Source organism: Pseudomonas sp. ARP3, assembly GCF_001029595.1.
In the GTDB taxonomy this organism is placed as follows: domain Bacteria; phylum Pseudomonadota; class Gammaproteobacteria; order Pseudomonadales; family Pseudomonadaceae; genus Aquipseudomonas; species Aquipseudomonas rhodesiae.
Genome location: NZ_LEKF01000041.1, coordinates 1 through 19023 on the forward strand (window position 1 = coordinate 1; position 19023 = coordinate 19023).

Genomic DNA, 19023 nt, shown 5'->3' on the forward strand with positions numbered 1-19023 from the left:
CGAGGTTATCGCGGCGGCCGAAACACTGAAATGAGCGGGTGATCTGATCGTTTTTGATTGGTTTGCCGCTTTCAAAATCGGCGACGGCTGAAGTCGACTGAAAATACAGGACTACTTCAGACCATCCTTAGGGATCCCACGGAAATATTGTTTTAAAAAATAATTTGATTTTTTATACCGGGGCCGTCGTGCGAAAGCAAGCTGTGACACATCGCCACCGGTTTCAAAGCCTTGCCGGACGGCGCCTTGAAGTTCACTGAATGCACTGAGGCAACCTACTGAGAACCGCGAAAAAAAACATTTCAATCGGTAAAACCGCTCTATATCCATGGCTGGCGAAGCCCAGGGAACGCGGTTAGTATTCAAACAATATTTTAAAAACAAGAAATAAAACCAGTCCGTGACGCGTACCGGTCAATCCCGCATTTGATACAACGTTTTGCATGGGGGATAAAGGCACCGTCGAGACTGAAGGCGTAGTCAAGATGACAGGCACCCCCACGCACCCAGGCTTGATTTCCTTGCACGGCATCGGCAAACGCTATGAGTTGGCCGGGCAGGCACTGTCCATTCTCAACGATGTATGCCTCTGCATCGCCCGTGGCGACAGCTGCGGCATTCTCGGTGCCTCCGGTTCCGGCAAAAGTACCCTGCTCAACATTCTCGGCCTGCTGGACCTGCCCAACTGCGGCCAGTACCACTTCGCCGGCCACGATATTTTCAGCGCCAGCCCCGACGAACTGGCGGCGATCCGCAATCAGCAGATCGGTTTCGTATTCCAGAGCTTCAACCTGCTGCCGCGCCTGAGCGCGCTGGACAATGTCGCCCTGCCCCTGAGCTATCGCGGCGTGTCGCGCCATGCCTCGGTGGAACAGGCCCTGCGCATGCTCGAACAGGTGGGCCTGGCCGAGCGCGCCCACCATCGCCCCGCCGATCTTTCCGGCGGCCAGCGCCAACGCGTGGCCATCGCCCGCGCGCTGGTGGGCAACCCGTCGGTGATCCTCGCCGACGAACCCACCGGCAATCTCGACAGCGGCACCGCTCAGGACATCATGAACCTGCTGCTAGCCCTCAACCGCGAACAGCAGGTCACCCTGGTCATCGTCACCCACGACCCGCAGATCGCCGAGCGCCTGGAGCGCAAGATCCTGGTGCGCAACGGTGTGGTGCAAGAGGTCGGGCGCCTATGAGCCTGCGGGTCGAGCAAAGCCTCAGCCAGCTCCTGCATGAAGCCTTCGTCAGTCTGCGCACCCTGGGCAAGCGCTCAATGCTGGCGCTGCTGGGCATCGTTATCGGCAGTTCGTCGGTGGTGGCGCTGATCAATATCGGCCATAACGCTTCGGTGGATGCCGCCTTGATCTTCAAGGACATGGGCACCGATACCCTGGTGGTGCAATTCCCCCCCAAGGGCAGCGCTAACGTGCCGATGCGCACGCACTTGGACCTGGACGCCGTGCGCCAGGCCGTTCCGGGCATCGCCCATATCGGCGCGCTCAGCCTGTTCAGCGGGCCCATCGTGTTCCATGGGCGCAGCGTCAACGCCAACTTCGTCGGTAGCACGCCGGATGTCGCTGCGGCGATGCGCCTGACCTTGCAACACGGCCGCTTCCTGTCGGGCTTCGATGTCAACGAAACCTACGCCGTGATCGGCGCCGACGTTGCCCAGGCCCTGAGCGCGCCGGGGGATCCCGTGCGGCTGGGGGACCGCGTGCGCATCAACGACTACCTGTTTCTGGTGGTGGGCCTGCTGCAGCCCCAGCCACGGGCGATGCTGATGCCGGTGCAGCCCGGCGAGTCGCTGTTTCTGCCCGCCGAGGGCATGCGGCGCATCTACGCGGCGCCGCAGATCAACAACCTGATCATCCGCGCCGCTGCCGGCCAGGACATGGAACACCTGGCCCGGGCCGCGGCCGACGCCCTGCGTGCCCAACTCACCGAGCACGATGTCGACATCCAGGTGCCCCAGCAAATGATCGATGGCATGACGCGCCAGAGTCGTACCTTCGCTTACCTGCTGCTGGCCCTCGGCGCGATTTCCCTGATCGGCGGCGGCGTGGGCGTGATGAACGTGATGCTGATGAATGTCTCGGAGCGCCGCCGCGAAATCGGCATCCGCATGGCGCTGGGTGCGCGGCAGCGAGATATTCGCAATCTGTTTTTGCTCGAAGCGGTCACCCTCACCGCCGTCGGCGCTCTGTGCGGCGCGGTGCTCGGCATGACCGCCGCCTGGTTGTACGCCTGGTTGTCGGGCTGGGTGTTCGACCTGGCCGCCGCCGCCCTGCCCTTGGGGGTGGGCAGCACATTGTTGGTGGGCCTGTTTTTCGGCATTTACCCGGCGGTCTCGGCGTCGCGGTTGCAGCCGGTGGAGGCCCTGCGCGATGAATAGATGGCTGCTGTGCCTCACCCTGATCAGCCTGCCCGGCATGGCGGCCGACGTGGTCATCAAACCCTCGGCGCCCAGCACCACCCGCAGCGGCTACGACCGAGGCGTCTCGCTGAAAGCCCAGATCACCGACCTGACCCTGGGCGACGCCGTGTACCTGGGCCTGCGCAACAATCCAGCGATCCGCAGCGCTTACCTGCAACGGGTGGCGCAGAAATTCGACCTGCGGGTCGCCGAAGATGTGTTCAACCCCAAGCTGACCCTCAACAGTTCCTATCGCAGCACCCGCGGTTCGGTCGACAACGCGCGCAATGCCAATGTCACGCCGTCCAGCAGCCTGCTCGGCGAGTACGGCACGCGCCTGAGCATGTCCTGGACCCAGCAACTCAACAACGCCGACCGCGCCGGCCGCTACCGCAGCGACGGCCTGGACCTGGCGATCATCCAGCCGCTGCTGCGCGGTGCCGGCTGGGATGCCACCACAGCACCGCTGCGCCTGTCACGCCTGGCGGAACAGGCCAACCGCCTGAACCTCAAGGCCACCGTTGCGCAGACCATCAGCCAGATCATCGCCACCTACCGCGAGCTGCTGCGCGCTCAGGAACAATTGAGCATTGTGCAGGATGCGCTCAAGCGCTCCGGCACCTTGCTGGAAGTCAACCGGGCCTTGATCGGCGCCGGGCGCATGGCCGAGTTTGAAATCGTGCAGACCGAAGCCGATATCGCCACCCAGCAACTGGGCGTGGAAGAAGCGCAGAACCAGCTGGACACCAATCGCCTGGCGCTGCTGCGCCTGCTGGCGCTGGACCTGTCCACGCCGATCCGCGCCACCGAAGCCCTGGAGGCCCAACCCATGCAAATCGACAAGCGCCAGGCGTTCAACCTGGCGCAGACCCAACAGCCGGAATACCTCGCTGCCCTGCTCGGCAGCCAGCAAGCCGACCTCAATCTGGTGATCGCCAAAGACTCCGGGCGTTGGCAGGTGGACCTGGTGGCCGGCGCAAACCAGATACGTGACACCTACAATAACGACGCCGGCAGCAGCAATAACCGCACATGGGACAGCTATGCCGGCGTGCAGGTGCAGATTCCCATCGGGGATATCAGCACCCGCCAGGCCGAAGTGCGCGCGCGCGTGAATGTCGAGGACCAGCAGGTGCGCATCACCGACGCCCGCCAAGAGCTGGAGCGTAGCGTCAACGATGTGGTGCGCGACCTGGGCACACGCTGGCGCCAGTATGAAATCGCCCAGCGCGCCGTGGAGCTGTCGCGGCGCAAGATCGAGATCGAACGGGAAAAACTCAGCGCCGGGCGCTCCACCAACTTCCAGGTGTTGAGCTTCGAGACCGACTTGCGCAACGCTGAAAACGCGCAGCTCAACGCGTTGATCGCTTATCTGAACGCCCAGACCCAGCTCGATCTGACCCTGGGCATGACGCTGGAAAGTTGGGAAATCGCCCTCAATGACTATTAATCGAAAAGCCCTGCTGGGCGCTGTGTTGATCCTGCTGCTGGGCGGCGTGGGGCTGGCCCTGCGCAGCCCGGCCTCCGCTCCCGACGGCACGCCCGAGCAGTGGCTGGCGGTCAAGCCCGACGCGCTGGTGCATGAGATCGGCCTGGTGGGCAAAATCGAGCCCGACACCACGCTCGTGCTCACCGCGCCGTTTGACGGCAATGTGCAGGCCAATCTGGTCGAGCAAGGCCAGCGGGTCGAGGCCGGCCAGGTGTTGCTGCGCATGGACCCGGCCACCCTCGAAGTGCAATTGCGCGATGCCCTCTCCGCCCAACTCAAGGCCCGGCGCACCGTGCAGGAAATGCAGGACTGGGACAGCAGCCCCACCGTCAGCCGCGCCCGCCGCAGCCTGCGCACCGCGCAGATGAGCGCCGACAACACGCAACGCAAACTCACCGAAAGCGAGAATCTGTTCAAACGCGGCATCATCCCGCGCAACGAATTGGACGACCTACGCCAGCAAGCCCAGCAGCAGCAATTGGACCTCGCCTCGGCCCGCAGCGAACTGCAACAGGCGCTGGAACAGGGCAAGGGCGAATACCGCCAGATCGCCGAAATGGAGCTGACCAACGCCACCGTGAAATACGAGGCCCTGCGCACCCTGCTCGCAGCCCAAGAGGTGAAGGCGCCGTTCTCCGGCATCGTTGTACCCGCCCCCGGCAACAACGCACCGGCCGGTGGTGGCAACGCCAACGCGCCGATCCAGGCCGGCAGCAAGGTCAGCCAGGGCCAGGTGCTGTTTGGCTTGGCGAATATCGAACGGTTGAAGATCGTCGCCAAGGTGTCGGAGCTGGATATCAACCAACTGCACCAGGGCCAGGCCGTGGAAGTCATGGGCGACGGGTTCGACGGCGAACGGCTGAAGGGCTCCGTCAGCGTGGTCAGCGGCCTGGCCATCGCCAGCGACACCCAGGGCAGCGCACAGTTTCCGGTGACTTTGTCGATCCCCACACTCACCCCAGAGCAGCTACAGCGGGTGCGGTTGGGCATGAGTGCGCGGCTGACCATTGTCACTTACAACAATGAACAGGCGATCGTGATTCCCAGCCAGGCGATTGAGCCGGACATGACGGTGGCGTACCGCGAGGCGATGGATAAACCGGTGGAACGGGTGAAGGTCACCACCGGCCAGTCGACGGCGCAAGGGGTTGAGGTGTTCGGCCTGAAACCCGGCCTTGTGAAAATCTCAAAATAAATGAAGAACCACTGTGGGAGGGGGCTTGCCCCCTCCCACATTAAGTCCTTTGTCAGCTTCTATCAGACCTCTGTCAGCTTCGTGGTCAGCGGCCTGGCCATCGCCAGCGACACCCAGGGCAGCGCACAGTTTCCGGTGACCTTGTCGATCCCCACACTCACCCCAGAGCAGCTACAGCGGGTGCGGTTGGGCATGAGTGCGCGGCTGACCATCGTCACTTACAACAATGAACAGGCGATCGTGATTCCCAGCCAGGCGATTGAGCCGGACATGACGGTGGCGTACCGCGAGGCGATGGATAAACCGGTGCAACGGGTGAAGGTCACCACCGGCCAGTCGACGGCGCAAGGGGTTGAGGTGTTCGGCCTGAAACCCGGCCTTGTGAAAATCTCAAAATAAATGAAGATTCCACTGTGGGAGGGGGCTTGCCCCCGATGGCGGTGGCTCAGTCAAGAATTGGCCAACTGACACACTGCCATCGGGGGCAAGCCCCCTTCCACATTAAGTTCTCTGTCAGCTTCTTTTAGTCCTTTGTCAGCTTCTGTTAGACCGCTGCCAGCTTCGAGGCCAGGGCTTTGGCTTGCAGCGCCACATCCGTTACCGCCGTGCTCTCCCACCACATTCCGCGCAACGGCGGGCCCATGGCGAACAGCCGCGCGCTGACCTGGCCCTGGGCATCCAGCACCGCCCCCGAGGCATCCGCCGCGATGCCCAATGCCAACGGCCCTGGCTGGATCAACCCGCGCTTGAGCAACTGCTGCGGCAAGGGCCGGGCTACGCGGCGCCAGTCGTATTCGATGCCGCTGGAGTTGATCAGCGCCGCGCCCGTCACTTGAGTGAGCGTTTGTTCGCCGCGTTGGCGCACCGCGATGGTGACGCCGCTTTGCGCGGGCACCAGCCCCTTGAATGACGCCGCACGAATGCGCAACCGCCCCTCCTCATGCAAACGCGCCACCAGCTGCGCGCTCAGCGGCGGCGAGCGGTGGTGATGACTTTCCCACCACGGCCGCACATGGCGCACGAACTGGCGCTTCTCGCGCTCGCTGGCCTGGCTCCAGAGACGGCCGATATGGGCGCGTACGGTGTCCAGCGGCGCTTGCCAGTCGATGCCCTGGGCCTGCGCGATGCTGCATTGGCGACGCAGTTCGCGCAGCAGTTGCCGAGGGCTGCGCAAGGCCGGGTCGGCAGCCAGGAAGTTGTCCCAGGCCGGCGGTTGCCGGCGCACATGGGGCAACAGGCCATGGCGCGAAAAGATCTCGATGGGCCCGCGATGCCCGGCCTGTTCCAGGGACACCACGGCGTCCACCATGGTCAACCCGGAGCCGATAATCAGCACCGTCGAGCGTGGGTCCAGGCGCCTCATGGTCGCCACGTCCCATGGGTCGACCGCCGCCGCGTTGACGCCGCTGGAGTGGGTCTGCGGCGTGCGCGCCGCCGGGAACATGCCGGTAGCCAATACCGCAAAGTTACCGCGCAACCGCTGGCCGTTATCGAGGGTCAGCAGGGTTGAATCCGCATCCATCTGCACGTCGATCACTTCGGCCCTGACATGCTCCACCGTGGACGCCGAGCGTGCCTTGGCCTCGGCCAGCCGCTGCTGCGCATACACACCAAATAGCCCGCGCGGCGGGAACAGCTCGCTGATCGGCACCGCCTGCTCGGCCGACTCCGGCCAACCGCCGGCCGCGATGTGTTCGGTGAGCCACTGCGTGAGGTCGTCGGGGTTGTCCGGGTCGACACTCATGCGCGCGGCGTTGCCGTTGAGGGTGTGGCCCAGTTCGACCGCACTGTAAGCCTCGCCCCGACCCAGTTCGGCGCGCGGTTCGATCACCAGGATCTGGCGCCGACCGGGCAGGAGCAGCAGTTGTACGGCCAGCATCGTGCCGCTCAGGCCGCCGCCGATGATCAGCACATCAGCGTTGCGGGTGGATTCCGTCATGCAGGTTCGCCCTTACTGTTTACCCAGGTAGATGTCATGCAGGTCGCCGCGCGCCCGCAGTTCAGCGGCACTGCCGCTCAAGGCCACGCGCCCAGTATCGAGCACATAGCCATGGGCCGCATAGGTGAGCGCGACGTTAATGTTCTGCTCGGCGATCAGGAAGCTCACCTGCTGTTCGCGGTTGAGCTGCGCAATGATCTCGAAGATCTCCTGCACGATCATAGGCGCCAAACCCATGGACGGCTCGTCGAGCAGTACCAAAGTAGGACGGGTCATCAACGCTCGGCCGATGGCGACCATCTGTTGCTCGCCGCCGGAGGTCAGCCCGGCGCGGGTGTGGCGCTTGGTCTTGAGCCGTGGGAACCAGGTGTAAATGCGTTCCAGGTCCTGGGCCATGGCCTTGCGGCTCAAACGCCGCACAAAGCCGCCGCTGCGCAGGTTGTCTTCCACGCTGAGCTGGCCGAACACATGGCGGCCCTCCAGCACATGCACCATGCCCTGGCGCACGCGCTGGTTGGGATCAATGCCGGCCAAGTCCGCACCGGCATATTCGATCACCCCCCGGCTGACCTCGGCGCGCTCGGCGCGCACCAGCCCGGAAATGGCCTTGAGGGTGGTGCTCTTGCCGGCGCCATTGGCACCCAGTAAGGCGACGATGGCGCCCTTGGGCACATGCAGTGACACCCCGGCCACCGCCAGGATCGCGCCGTCGTAGATCACCTCGATATCGTTGACAGTCAACAGCGCCGGGCTCGCCGACACACTGGCAGGCTGGTTCATGGCTTATTCATCCCCGGTGCAGGCGCGTGGCGTCAGGCCTTTTTCCTTGGCGAACGCGGCGGACTTCTCGTCGATCAGCGGGCGCAGCAGCGCACGGTCGGCGGCGATCCAATCGCTGATCAGCGTCCAGTTCGCACCGTCCCATTGCTGCACCCGCGCCGAGCCGCCACCTTCGTGATCGCGGCACGACAGTTTCAGGTTCTGCATCAGGCCCAGGTAGCCCATGTCTTTCAAGCGCGCATCGTCGATGTTCAAGTGCTCCAGGCCCCAACGCCCCTCTTCGCCGTTGAGCGGACGCTTGCCGAACTTGGCCTGGGCGGTGCGGATCGCCTCGACCGCCACGGCGGCGTTCACAAGGCCAGAGTTGTAGTAGACGCTGCCGAAGTTCTTCAGGTCCTTGAGGTCGCTGTGGCCTTTGTCGAGCACGTATTGTTTGAGGCGTTTGTGAATCTCGAAATCCGCCCCCGCCGGGTACGGTGTCAGCGCCAGGTAACCCTTGGCGGCGGCGCCGGCAGGCAGCACGTCCTCGCTGGAGCTGGCCCAGATATCGCCGATGATATGGTCCACCGGAAAGCCGAAGCGCGCCGCCGTCTTCACCGCCACCGGCGTGGACACGCCCCAGGTACGCAGGAACACCCAATCCGGGTTGGCCTGGCGCACCTGGCGCCATTGCGCGGATTGTTCGTTGCCCGGATCGGCCACCGGGATCTGGATATTTTCAAAGCCGTATTTTTCCGCCAGCAGCTTCAGCGGGCCGAGGGTTTCACGTCCGTAGGCCGAGTCGTGGTACACCGTGGCAATTTTCTTGCCTTTGAGTTTGTCGAAACCGCCCTCCCGCTCGGCGATGTAGTTCACCAAACTCGATGCCTCGCTGTAGAAGGTCAGCATCACCGGGAAGTTGTAGGGGAATACGGTGCCATCGGTGGCCTCGGTACGCCCGTAGCCGAGGGTGATCAACGGGATCTTGTCCACCTCGGCCCGCTCGCTCAGCGCATAAGCCGCTGGCGCGCCATTGGGTTGGTACACCGCGACCGGGGCGCCATCCAGACCGTTTTTAAAGCGCTCGTAACACTCGATGCCTTTCTCGGCGGTCCACTCGGTCTCGCATTCCTGCCACACCAGTTTCACCCCGTTGATGCCACCCTCGACCTCGTTGATATAGCGCAAATAGTCGATCATCCCGGCCCACACCTGCACGCCGCTGGACGCGTAGGCGCCGACCCGGTAGGTCGCCAGCGGGATAAATTGCTGGTCCGGGGACGCCACCGCCGGGGGTACGCTGTTGGTGAACGCAGCCACGGCTAACGCGGCGCCGGCCAGGGATTGTTTGAAGGATGCACGCATAGGAAGTTCTCTTGAGGTTAGAAACGCAGCGGCCACTGGCGCAGCCGATCGCGAAGGGTGTGCAACAGGCGAATCAAACCGTCGGGTTCCTTGATCAGGAACACGATGATCAACACGCCAAAGATGATTTTCTGCAGGTTCTGCAACTGCCCCGCATCCACCGCGCCACCGAACAGCGCCTGACCGGCGTGGCTGAGGAAAATCGGCAGCAGGCTGATAAACGCGGCGCCGACAAAGTTGCCGGCGATACTGCCCATGCCGCCGATAATGATGATGAACAGAATCTGGAACGAGCGATTGATATCGAAGCTGCTGGCGCTGGCCGTGCCCAGGTAAGCGAAGGCCCACAGCGCCCCGGCGATGCCCAGATAGAACGAGCTGACCGCAAACGCCAGGCGCTTGTAGCGCGCCACCGGAATGCCGATCACCGCGGCGGCGGTGTCCATGTCGCGGATCGCCATCCAATTGCGCCCCACCTGGCTGCGCACGAGGTTCACGGCCGTCCAGGTCAACAGCAACACGCTGACCAGGGTCAGCCAATAACGGCCCAACGGGGTATTGAGGTCATGGCCGAACAACGTCAGCGCGGGCGCGGAAATGGTGCCGGATGAACCATAGTTGTAGAACCAGGGAAACTTGACGAACAACCATTCCAGAAAAAACTGCGCGGCCAGGGTAGTAACCATCAGGTAGAACCCCTTGATCCGCGAGCTGGGCAAACCAAACAGCAGGCCCACCAGCGCGCTGATCACGCCGCCGCCGAGCAACGCCACCGGCAGGCCCAACTCAGGCAAACGCAGTAAAAAGCCATAGGTGGCAAACGCACCGACCGCCATGAAGCCCGCAGCGCCCACCGAGGTCTGCCCGGTGTAGCCGGTCAGCAGGTTCAGGCCCAGACCGGCCAGGGACAACACCAGAAACGGGATCAAAATCGCATTGAGCCAATAATCATTGCCCCACAGCGGCACCACGATAAAGGCCAAGCCCAGCAAGCCGATCAGGCCCCAGGGCGCACGCCGCTGGATCAGCAACAAGGGCGCGGCGTGTTCAACGACAGGGATCGACATAGGTTCAGACTCGCTCGATGGCGCGCTCGCCGAACAGGCCGGCGGGACGCATATACAGGAAGGCCAGGGCCAGGACATAGGCGAACCACGGCGTGATGCCGCCGCCGATCAGCGGGCCGATGTACACCTCGGCAAGGTTCTCCGCGGCGCCAACGATCAGCCCACCAACCATCGCCCCGCCAATCGAAGTGAAGCCACCGATAATCAACACCGGCAACGCCTTGAGCACCACCAGCGACAGCGAGAACTGCACGCCCTGGCGCGCCCCCCACAGCAGCCCCGCCACCAGCCCGACCACACCGGCCACCGCCCATACGATCTGCCAGATGCGGTTGAGGTGGATGCCGATGGACAGCGCCGCCGTGGTGTCATCCGCCACCGCCCGCAACGACACGCCGATGCGGGTCTTGTTGAACAGCAGCGCCAGCACCGTCACCAGCACCCCTGCGGCAGCCGCGGCGACCAGGTCAAACTGGCTGAGCATCAGCGGCCCGACAAACAGCGGCACGTCGTCTATCCCGAGGTCCAGCGCGCGCACCTGGGAGCCCATCAGGCCCTGAGCCAAGCCTTCGATAATGAACGACAGGCCCAGGGTGGCCATGAACAAGGTGATTTGCGAACGGTTCACCAGCGGCCGCAGGACCAACCGTTCGATAAGCAACGCGCCGACAATCATCACGATGACCGTCAGCAGTAACGCCAGGGCAAATGGCACGCCCTGGTCATGCAGGCTGACAAAAGTCAGCGCGGCAAACAGCAGCATCGCGCCCTGGGCAAAATTGAACACGCCGCTGGCCTTGTAGATCAGCACGAAGCCGATGGCGACCAGCGAATACAGGGTGCCGGCGAGCAGGCCGCCGAGCAGGGTTTCAAAGAAGAACGTCATCAGTGAACGACTCCCAGGTAGGCGGCGATTACCTCGGGGTTGGCCTGTACTTGGGCGGGCGTGCCGTCGCCGACCTTGCGCCCGTAGTCCAGCACCACCACATGGTCGGACAGGCCCATGACCACACCGATATCGTGTTCGATCAACACTACCGTGGTGCCCAGGTCCCGGTTCACATCGGCGACAAAGCGAGCCATTTCCTGTTTTTCCTCGGCGTTCATGCCGGCCATGGGCTCGTCCAGCAACAACAGGCTGGGCTCGGCGATCAGTGCGCGGCCCAATTCCACGCGCTTTTGCAGGCCGTAGGACAGATTGCCCACCAGCACATCGCGGTGGACTTGCAACTCTAGAAATTCGAGGACGCTTTGGCCGCGCAGGCCAAACGCCTCGGCTTCGCGTCGCGCCCGGGGTAAGCCCAGGGCCTGCTCGATAAAAGTGCTGCGCATATACCGCGACAGACCGGTGAGCAGGTTGTCGAGCACGCTCATTTTTTTGAACAAGGCGTTGTTCTGAAAGGTGCGACCGATACCCCGGCGCGCCGCACCCAAGGGGTCGATGCGCTGGAAATGCTGGTCGTCGAATATGATCTCGCCGGCATCGAAGCGATACACGCCGTTGAGTACATTGAGCAGCGAACTTTTGCCGGCGCCGTTAGGGCCGATCAACGCGCATATCTCGCCGCGCTGCACGTCGAACGACAGCCCGCTGATCGCCTTGACCCCTTTGAACGACAGCGAAATATCCCGCACTTGGAGGATGGCTTGGCTCATGCGCTTTTCCGTTTGAATTCGGCGAGCCACGTTGGCTCGACATTGGACTTGATGGGTTGCCAGATAGACGTCAGGCGCTGGAAGCCCAACAACCGGCGTACGCGATTTTTCAGCACCCGACGCAGGCCACTGCGGGCATCGGCGATGGCCCACTCACACAGGCGCCGACGCCAGGTGCCGTGGGGCGCAAGGCGGCTTTCGATGTCGTCGGCCACCTGTTGCAAACGCGCTGGCGATAACAGCAGCCCCGTGGGCGCGACTTCACTGCGATCACGTCGCGCCGACGCCGGGTTCTCCGGGAAGGCCAGGCCGTGGCCGCTGTGCAGCCATTGCTCCAGCACCACGGCCAGACCGTCTTGCCACTGGGTACTGTCCTCGCTCCACAGCGCGGTTTCGGCTGTGGGTTGCCACCAACGCTGCAGGTGTTGCGCCGGGTCGACCGGACCGAGCAGTTGGGCAAAGTCCAACCGCTGGGTAAACGCCCAATCGGGCTGGCGGCCTTGCACGTAGACGTGGCTGGGACGGATACGCCATAGCTGTTGTTCCAGCGCCTGGGGTTCCAGGTTGTCGGCAAGCGTCAGCACCTGACCACCGACGGACTGGGCCGCCAACGCCAGCAACAACAGGTTCGGCTCAAAGGCGCCACTGAGTACCAAACGAGACTGATCGCTGAAACCTTGCTGGCGCAAACCATCGGCCAGGCGTTCTACGTCGCGCAGGGCGTCGATCCAGCGCCACGCGTGCCACAGGCCCTGACGCTTGTGGCGCAGGGCAATGTGCAGCGGTGTGAGTTGTGCCCAGTGGCGCAGGTGTTCCAGGAGAGCCTTGGGTTCGTGCACGCTCATAGGGGGTTGCTCCTATTGGGGTGGAGTGCGTGCGGTGGTCCGCTGGCTGAGTATTTGTGTATCAAGACAGGACAACTGTGGGAGGGGCGGTGCGAGGATTCGACTTGCCCCCGATGGCGGTGGGCCAGTTAGAGCACTCATGACTGACCCACCGCTATCGGGGGCAAGCCCCCTCCCACAGTAGTTTTTTGTACCCCAGATAAATTGCGGTAGCCCGCGCCGGGGTGGTTCGAGCCCAACCTTGCACCATCACCAAACAACTTCTCGCGTAGCGTGCCTTGGGCGTATTCGGTCTTGTACGCGCCACGCTTCTGCAACTCCGGCACCAGCCAGTCGACGGCGTCGATAAAGGTTTCGTGGGTCAACGCATAGGCCAGGTTGAAGCCGTCCACGTCGGTCTCTTCGACCCATTCCTGCAACAGGTCAGCCACGGTCTCTGGGCCGCCGACGAACAGCGGGCCAAAGCCGCCGATACCGACCCAGTCGGCCAGTTCGTTGGGGGTCCAGACCTTGTTCGGGTCGGCCGTGGAGAAGGCTTCCACCGCCGATTGAATGGCGTTGGTGTGCACATGTTTGAGCGGTTCGTCGGGCTTGAACTGGCTGAAGTCGATGCCGGTCCAGCCGGAGATCAACGCCATGGCGCCTTCGTAGCTGACGTAGGTTTTGTACTCGTCGAACTTGGCTTTGGCCTGGGCATCGGTTTCGCCGACGATCACCGTCTGCAAGTTGAAAATCAGGATTTTCCTGGGGTCCCGCCCTGCCTCGGCCGCGCGGCGGCGAATATCGGCGACGGTCTTTTTCAGCAGCACCTTGGACGGCGCCGCGACGAACACGCACTCGGCCTGCTCGGCAGCGAACTGCTTGCCACGGCTGGACGCACCGGCCTGGTACAGCACCGGCGTGCGCTGCGGCGACGGCTCGCACAGGTGGATGCCGGGCACCTGGAAGTGCTTGCCGACGTGGCGGATCTCATGGATTTTGCTCGGGTCGCTGAATATCCGGCGCTCGCGATCACGCAATACCGCGCCCTCCTCCCAACTGCCCTCCCAAAGTTTGTAGCAAACCTCCAGGTACTCTTCGGCATAGTCATAGCGCGCGTCGTGTTCGGTCTGGGCTTTCTGCCCCAGGTTCTTGGCCCCGCTTTCCAGGTACGAGGTGACGATGTTCCAGCCGATGCGGCCTTGGGTCAGGTGATCGAGGGTCGAAAGCCGGCGCGCGAACGGGTACGGGTGTTCGAACGACAGCGAGGCCGTCAGGCCAAACCCCAGGTGTTCGGTGACCATCGCCATAGGGGCGATCAGCGACAGCGGATCATTGACCGGCACTTGGGTGGCCTGGCGAATCGCTGCGTCGCCATTGCCGTTGTACACGTCGTAGATACCCAGCACATCGGCGATAAACAACCCGTCGAACTTGCCCCGCTCCAGGATTTGTGCCAGGTCGGTCCAGTACGCCAAGTCCTTGTACTGCCACGAACGGTCGCGCGGGTGCGCCCATAGGCCGGGGGATTGGTGGCCGACGCAATTCATGTCGAAGGCATTCAGGCGAATTTCACGGGCCATCAGTGCACTCCGTTGAGGTGGTAGTTACCGACTGCGTGGTAGGTGTGACGCAGCGGGTTATCCAGGCTTGAAGGCAGCGCGCTGCGTTGGCCGGTCAATTCGAATTCGGTGTTGCTGGCGGCAATCAGCGCTTCGGCCGCAGCAATCTGCGCTTCAGCGCGGGCGACCGGGCTGGGGTGGGTCTCGGCCCGTTCGAGCAAGGCGGCGGCCACGTCGACGCGGATCTGCAGATCGCCAAAGCGGCTGATCACGTAGGGGTCATCGCTGCGTTCGACATGTCGACGGGTGCTGTCCAGCAGTTGGCGCGCAAGGGTCAGTGTGGTCATGGGTCAGGTCTCTCAGTTCCAGGCGTGGCGTGCAGGCTTCACGCCGTTGAGCACGAAATTGCCGATCAAGTGGTATTTCCAGCGGGCCGGGTCGTGCAGGGTGTGGGTGCGGGCATTGCGCCAGAACCGGTCGAGGTTGTACTTGCCCGTCACCGAGCGCGTACCGGCCAGTTCGAACAATTTGCTGCTGGCGAGCAATGCGGTTTCCGCCGACAGCACTTTGGCCTGGGCCACCACCAGCGAAGCTTGAGCGACGCTGTCTTCATTCGGCTCGGCCAGAGCCCGGTCCACCGCCAGGCCAGCCTTGGCGAGAATGGCTTCGGTGCCGTGCACGCGCCACGCCAGGTCACCGATGGCGGCAATCGTGAAAGGGTCTTGCCAGCCATGATCCTGCTGGCTGTCGATCCAGGGCCGCGCCTGACGTGCGTGGAGCTTGGCCTGCTCCAAAGCGCCTACGGCGATGCCGGTGTCGACGGCGGCCTGGATGATCTGCGAGATCGGGCCATTGGCGGTGGGTCGGTCGAAGGCCAGGTGTGCCGGTATCACCGCGCTCAGGGGCACCGTTACTCCATCGAGGGTCACCCCGCCACTGGCCGTGGTGCGCTGGCCGAAGCCGTCCCAGCTGTCGATCACACTCAGCCCTGGCGCGTCGCGCTCGACGAAGGCAATCAGCGCCTGGCCGTGCTCGTTGTTGCCGACGGTGGGCACCAGGTGGGCGAACAGTGCGCCGGTGCAATAGAACTTTTCACCGTTGATCTGCGCACTGTCGCCATCGATGCGGATTTGCGTGTCGAAGGTCCCGGCGTTTTTGCTCTTGGCCTCGGAGAACGCATTGCCGAAACGATAACCGGCGAGAATTTTGCCGAAGTAATAGCGCTTTTGTTCCTCGCTGGCGGTGTGCAGCAGCAGGTCCACCACGCCGAGGTGGTTTTGTGGGATCTGCCCGAGGGAGGGGTCGGCGGCGGAGATCAACTTGATCACCTCGGCCACCGTCACATAGGACACTTCGGCGCCACCGTAGGCTTTGGGCACGGTGATGCCCCACAGGCCGCTGGCGGAAAACTCGTCGAGTTCGGCCACCGGCAGGCGGCGTTCACGATCGCGCTCACTGGCGCCAACGGCAAAGCGTTCGGCCAGGCGCGTAGCCACCTCAATGGCTTCAGCATCCGAGCGGATGATATGGGCAGGGTGTAGAGGGTGGGCTGACATGGGCCGACTCCAGGTTCCGATGGGGATGACCTGGGCATTGCAGGAGTCGTGCCTGATTTTAATCGCCAATAAAATCAGCGACTTGCTGCTTAAATGCGATGCCAGCTGATGTGTTTAACCAGCAAAGTGTGGTTCCACTGTTGCCTGGCAAACAGTTAGATCACCACGTTGCGCACAAAACGCACGGCCACCTCACCGTCATTGCGATAGGCGTGGGGTTGATGGCTGGCAAACATAAAGAACTCACCGGCAGCGATGGTGTTTTCCTGGTCGCGCACCACCAGGGTCAAGCAGCCTTCGAACACGAACAGTTGCTCGCTCCAGCCTTCCAAATCGGGGTCGGGGGAGTAAATATCGCCTGGTTCCAAGCGCCACTCCCACAACTCGACCTCGCGCCGCGCGGTGGCCTTGGCCAATAACACGGCCTTGCTGCCGACGATTTCGCCGGCCCAGGCCAGCTCGTTGATACGGCTATGGTCGCGCACGTCCGGGGCCTGGATCAGGTCGCTGAAGGCAACGCCCAAAGCTTCGGCGACGCGGTCGAGCGTCGACAGGCTGACGTTCTTCTCGCCGGCCTCGATGGCCACCAGCATGCGCCGGCTGACCCCGGACTTTTTCGAAAGCGCAGTCTGGCTGAGTTCGGCGGCGTGACGCAGGCGACGAACGTTCTGGCTGACGTGTTGCAGGACCGAAGCCCGCTGCGGATTTTCTTTGTGCACTATATTGCTCAATGGGTGGGTGTGCGCAGTATACTGCCCAGCGTGCGGCGCATTGTGCGGTCCGTGCCTTTTCCTTGCAAGACCGAGCCCACATGACCACCCCGAACTCTCCATCGCGTTTCCATCGATTCAGCAAAGCCGAGTGCATCCTGGTGTTTATCACCATGATTTGGGGCGGCACCTTTTTACTGGTGCAGCATGCCATGGCTGTCAGCGGGCCGATGTTCTTCGTGGGCCTGCGTTTTGCCGCGGCGGCCATTGCGGTCGGTTTCTTTTCCTTGCGCACCCTGCGCGACCTGACGTTGTTCGAGTTGAAGGCCGGGGTATTTATCGGTGTAGCGATCATGTTCGGCTACGGCTTGCAGACCATCGGCCTGCAAACCATCCTCAGCAGCCAATCGGCGTTTATCACCGCTTTGTATGTGCCCTTCGTGCCGTTGCTGCAATGGCTGGTGCTGGGCCGTCGTCCAGGCCTGATGCCGAGCCTGGGTATCATGCTGGCGTTTGCCGGGCTGATGTTGCTGACCGGCCCGGCGGGTGCATCGCTGAATTTCAGCGCCGGGGAAATCGCTACCTTGATCGGCGCCATCGCGATTGCCGCCGAAATCATCCTGATCAGCGCGTTCGCCGGCCAGGTGGACGTGCGCCGCGTGACCGTGGTGCAACTGGCCACTGCATCGCTGCTGTCATTTTTAATGGTGGTGCCGATGGGCGAGGTGCTGCCGGGGTTCTCGTGGTTGCTGCTGTTCAGTGCGGTGGGCCTGGGCCTGACCAGCGCGGTGATCCAAGTGGCGATGAACTGGGCGCAACAAAGCGTCTCGCCAACACGGGCCACGTTGATCTATGCCGGCGAGCCGGTGTGGGCTGGCGTGGTCGGGCGGATTGCCGGTGAGCGCTTCCCGCCGATTGCCATGCTGGGCGCGGCGCTGATCGTGGTGGCGGTGATTGTGAGCGAGATCAAGACCAAGGGGCAGAAAGCATTGGCGGTTGACGATGGATTGCAGGAAGAACGCCAGCAAGGCCATTGATGGCCGGGGAACGATCGGTAGCCCTCTTCGCTCTATTCTGTAGGATCCTGCCACATCTTGCCGTTTGGTGATCCAGAAAGCGGCACGTATGATGCATCCCAAACTCCCGCAGATTAGAAGCCTATGTCCCTGATAGTTCTACTGCTTCTGCCTTTTATCGGCAGCTGTCTGGCGGCCTTGCTGCCGCATAACGCACGTAATACCGAATCCCTGCTGGCCGGCCTGGTGGCGCTGGTCGGCACCATTCAAGTCGCTTTGCTGTACCCCCAGGTCGCCTACGGCGGCGTGATTCGCGAAGAATTCATGTGGCTGCCCAGCCTCGGGCTGAATTTCGTGCTGCGCATGGATGGCTTCGCCTGGCTGTTCTCAATGCTGGTGCTGGGCATCGGCACACTGGTGTCGCTGTATGCGCGTTATTACATGTCGCCGGACGACCCGGTACCGCGCTTCTTCGCGTTTTTCCTGGCCTTTATGGGCGCCATGCTGGGCCTGGTGATCTCCGGTAATCTGATCCAGATCGTGTTTTTCTGGGAACTGACCAGCTTGTTCTCGTTCCTGCTGATCGGCTATTGGCACCACCGCGCCGATGCGCGACGCGGTGCCTATATGGCGCTGATGGTCACCGGCGCGGGCGGTCTGTGCCTGCTGGCGGGCGTGATGCTGCTGGGGCATATCGTCGGCAGCTACGACCTGGACCTGGTACTGGCGGCGGGCGATCAGATTCGTGCGCACGCGCTGTACCCGGTGATGCTCGCGCTGGTGCTGATCGGTGCCTTGAGCAAGAGCGCGCAGTTCCCGTTCCATTTCTGGCTGCCCCACGCCATGGCCGCGCCCACGCCGGTTTCGGCCTACCTGCACTCGGCGACGATGGTGAAGGCCGGCGTGTTCCTGCTGGCCCGCCTGTGGCCGTCGCTGTCCGGCAGCGAAGAATGGTTCTGGATCGTCGGCGGTGCCGGCGCCCTCACCCTCCTCCTCGGCGCTTACTGCGCCATGTTCCAAAACGACCTCAAGGGCCTGCTGGCCTATTCCACCATCAGCCACCTCGGGCTGATCACCCTGCTGCTGGGCCTCAACAGCCCGCTGGCCGCCGTAGCTGCGGTGTTCCACATCCTCAACCACGCCACTTTTAAAGCCTCGCTGTTTATGGCTGCGGGCATCATCGACCACGAAAGTGGCACGCGGGATATCCGCAAACTCAGCGGCCTGGTGCGCCTGATCCCGTTCACCGCGACCCTGGCGATGGTGGCCAGCGCGTCCATGGCCGGCGTGCCGCTGCTCAATGGCTTCCTGTCCAAAGAGATGTTCTTCGCCGAGACCGTATTTATCTCGGCGACAAAATGGGTGGAAATCGCACTGCCGGTGATCGCCACCATTGCCGGCACCTTCAGCGTCGCCTATGCACTGCGTTTTACCGTGGATGTGTTCTTCGGCCCGCCCCCCACCAACCTGCCCCAGCT

At 63.0% G+C, this 19023-nt stretch carries 17 protein-coding genes and 1 pseudogene; 7 read left to right on the forward strand and 11 right to left on the reverse strand.

Annotated features, from left to right (window positions below):
- Nucleotides 1-485 precede the first annotated feature (485 nt).
- The 5 genes and pseudogenes from ABX75_RS27310 to ABX75_RS27330 all read left to right on the forward strand — a co-directional run.
- Nucleotides 486-1190 (forward strand): ABC transporter ATP-binding protein, encoded by a 705-nt coding sequence (locus tag ABX75_RS27310; protein WP_047883073.1) that lies wholly within the window; start codon nt 486-488, stop codon nt 1188-1190.
- The gene (locus ABX75_RS27315; RefSeq protein ID WP_034098731.1) at nt 1187-2386 is read left to right on the forward strand and encodes an ABC transporter permease; all 1200 of its coding nucleotides are present in this window, start codon (nt 1187-1189) and stop codon (nt 2384-2386) included. Before ABX75_RS27310 ends, ABX75_RS27315 begins: the two co-directional genes overlap by 4 nt.
- Nucleotides 2379-3857, forward strand: a complete 1479-nt coding sequence (locus ABX75_RS27320; protein WP_047883063.1) for a TolC family protein — start codon at nt 2379-2381, stop codon at nt 3855-3857. The genes ABX75_RS27315 and ABX75_RS27320 overlap by 8 nt, the downstream gene beginning before the upstream one ends.
- On the forward strand, nt 3847-5091 hold the full coding sequence (locus ABX75_RS27325) for an efflux RND transporter periplasmic adaptor subunit (RefSeq protein ID WP_047883064.1): 1245 nt from the start codon (nt 3847-3849) through the stop codon (nt 5089-5091). Before ABX75_RS27320 ends, ABX75_RS27325 begins: the two co-directional genes overlap by 11 nt.
- Before the next feature lie 81 nt (nt 5092-5172).
- Nucleotides 5173-5490: pseudogene (locus ABX75_RS27330) on the forward strand (HlyD family secretion protein); the annotation flags it as partial.
- 145 nt (nt 5491-5635) lie between these two features.
- Here the strand turns inward: ABX75_RS27330 and ABX75_RS27335 are convergent.
- The 11 genes from ABX75_RS27335 to ABX75_RS27385 form a co-directional block, all read right to left on the reverse strand.
- Nucleotides 5636-7030: an FAD/NAD(P)-binding protein gene (locus ABX75_RS27335; protein ID WP_047883066.1), complete on the reverse strand. Its 1395-nt coding sequence runs from the start codon at nt 7028-7030 to the stop codon at nt 5636-5638.
- A 12-nt stretch (nt 7031-7042) separates the two neighbouring features.
- Nucleotides 7043-7810, reverse strand: a complete 768-nt coding sequence (locus ABX75_RS27340) for an ABC transporter ATP-binding protein (protein WP_047883067.1) — start codon at nt 7808-7810, stop codon at nt 7043-7045.
- A gap of 3 nt (nt 7811-7813) precedes the next feature.
- The gene (locus tag ABX75_RS27345; protein ID WP_034114206.1) at nt 7814-9154 is read right to left on the reverse strand and encodes an ABC transporter substrate-binding protein; all 1341 of its coding nucleotides are present in this window, start codon (nt 9152-9154) and stop codon (nt 7814-7816) included.
- 17 nt (nt 9155-9171) lie between these two features.
- Nucleotides 9172-10221, reverse strand: coding sequence for a branched-chain amino acid ABC transporter permease (locus ABX75_RS27350; RefSeq protein WP_034098743.1), 1050 nt, complete (start codon nt 10219-10221; stop codon nt 9172-9174).
- Nucleotides 10222-10225: 4 nt separating this feature from the next.
- Nucleotides 10226-11107 carry a branched-chain amino acid ABC transporter permease gene (locus tag ABX75_RS27355; protein WP_034098745.1) on the reverse strand — a complete coding sequence of 294 codons (882 nt, stop codon included), beginning with the start codon at nt 11105-11107 and terminating at the stop codon, nt 10226-10228.
- Nucleotides 11107-11877 carry an ABC transporter ATP-binding protein gene (locus ABX75_RS27360; RefSeq protein WP_047883068.1) on the reverse strand — a complete coding sequence of 257 codons (771 nt, stop codon included), beginning with the start codon at nt 11875-11877 and terminating at the stop codon, nt 11107-11109. The genes ABX75_RS27355 and ABX75_RS27360 overlap by 1 nt, the downstream gene beginning before the upstream one ends.
- Nucleotides 11874-12722, reverse strand: coding sequence for an AMP-binding protein (locus ABX75_RS27365; protein WP_034098749.1), 849 nt, complete (start codon nt 12720-12722; stop codon nt 11874-11876). Before ABX75_RS27365 ends, ABX75_RS27360 begins: the two co-directional genes overlap by 4 nt.
- 137 nt (nt 12723-12859) lie before the next feature.
- The gene (locus tag ABX75_RS27370) at nt 12860-14284 is read right to left on the reverse strand and encodes an LLM class flavin-dependent oxidoreductase (RefSeq protein WP_047883069.1); all 1425 of its coding nucleotides are present in this window, start codon (nt 14282-14284) and stop codon (nt 12860-12862) included.
- Nucleotides 14284-14610 (reverse strand): acyl-CoA dehydrogenase, encoded by a 327-nt coding sequence (locus tag ABX75_RS27375; RefSeq protein ID WP_034098753.1) that lies wholly within the window; start codon nt 14608-14610, stop codon nt 14284-14286. The genes ABX75_RS27370 and ABX75_RS27375 overlap by 1 nt, the downstream gene beginning before the upstream one ends.
- Before the next feature lie 12 nt (nt 14611-14622).
- Nucleotides 14623-15819 carry an SfnB family sulfur acquisition oxidoreductase gene (locus tag ABX75_RS27380; RefSeq protein ID WP_034114217.1) on the reverse strand — a complete coding sequence of 399 codons (1197 nt, stop codon included), beginning with the start codon at nt 15817-15819 and terminating at the stop codon, nt 14623-14625.
- A 155-nt stretch (nt 15820-15974) separates the two neighbouring features.
- Nucleotides 15975-16538 carry a helix-turn-helix domain-containing protein gene (locus ABX75_RS27385; protein WP_047883070.1) on the reverse strand — a complete coding sequence of 188 codons (564 nt, stop codon included), beginning with the start codon at nt 16536-16538 and terminating at the stop codon, nt 15975-15977.
- Between the two features lie 92 nt (nt 16539-16630).
- On the opposite strand from ABX75_RS27385, the gene ABX75_RS27390 reads away from it, so the two are divergent.
- Complete coding sequence (locus tag ABX75_RS27390; protein WP_047883071.1) at nt 16631-17566, forward strand: DMT family transporter; 936 nt, start codon at nt 16631-16633, stop codon at nt 17564-17566.
- A gap of 123 nt (nt 17567-17689) precedes the next feature.
- Nucleotides 17690-19023, forward strand: a 1334-nt coding sequence (locus ABX75_RS27395; RefSeq protein ID WP_047883072.1) for a proton-conducting transporter membrane subunit, incomplete at its 3' end; no start/stop codon positions are given.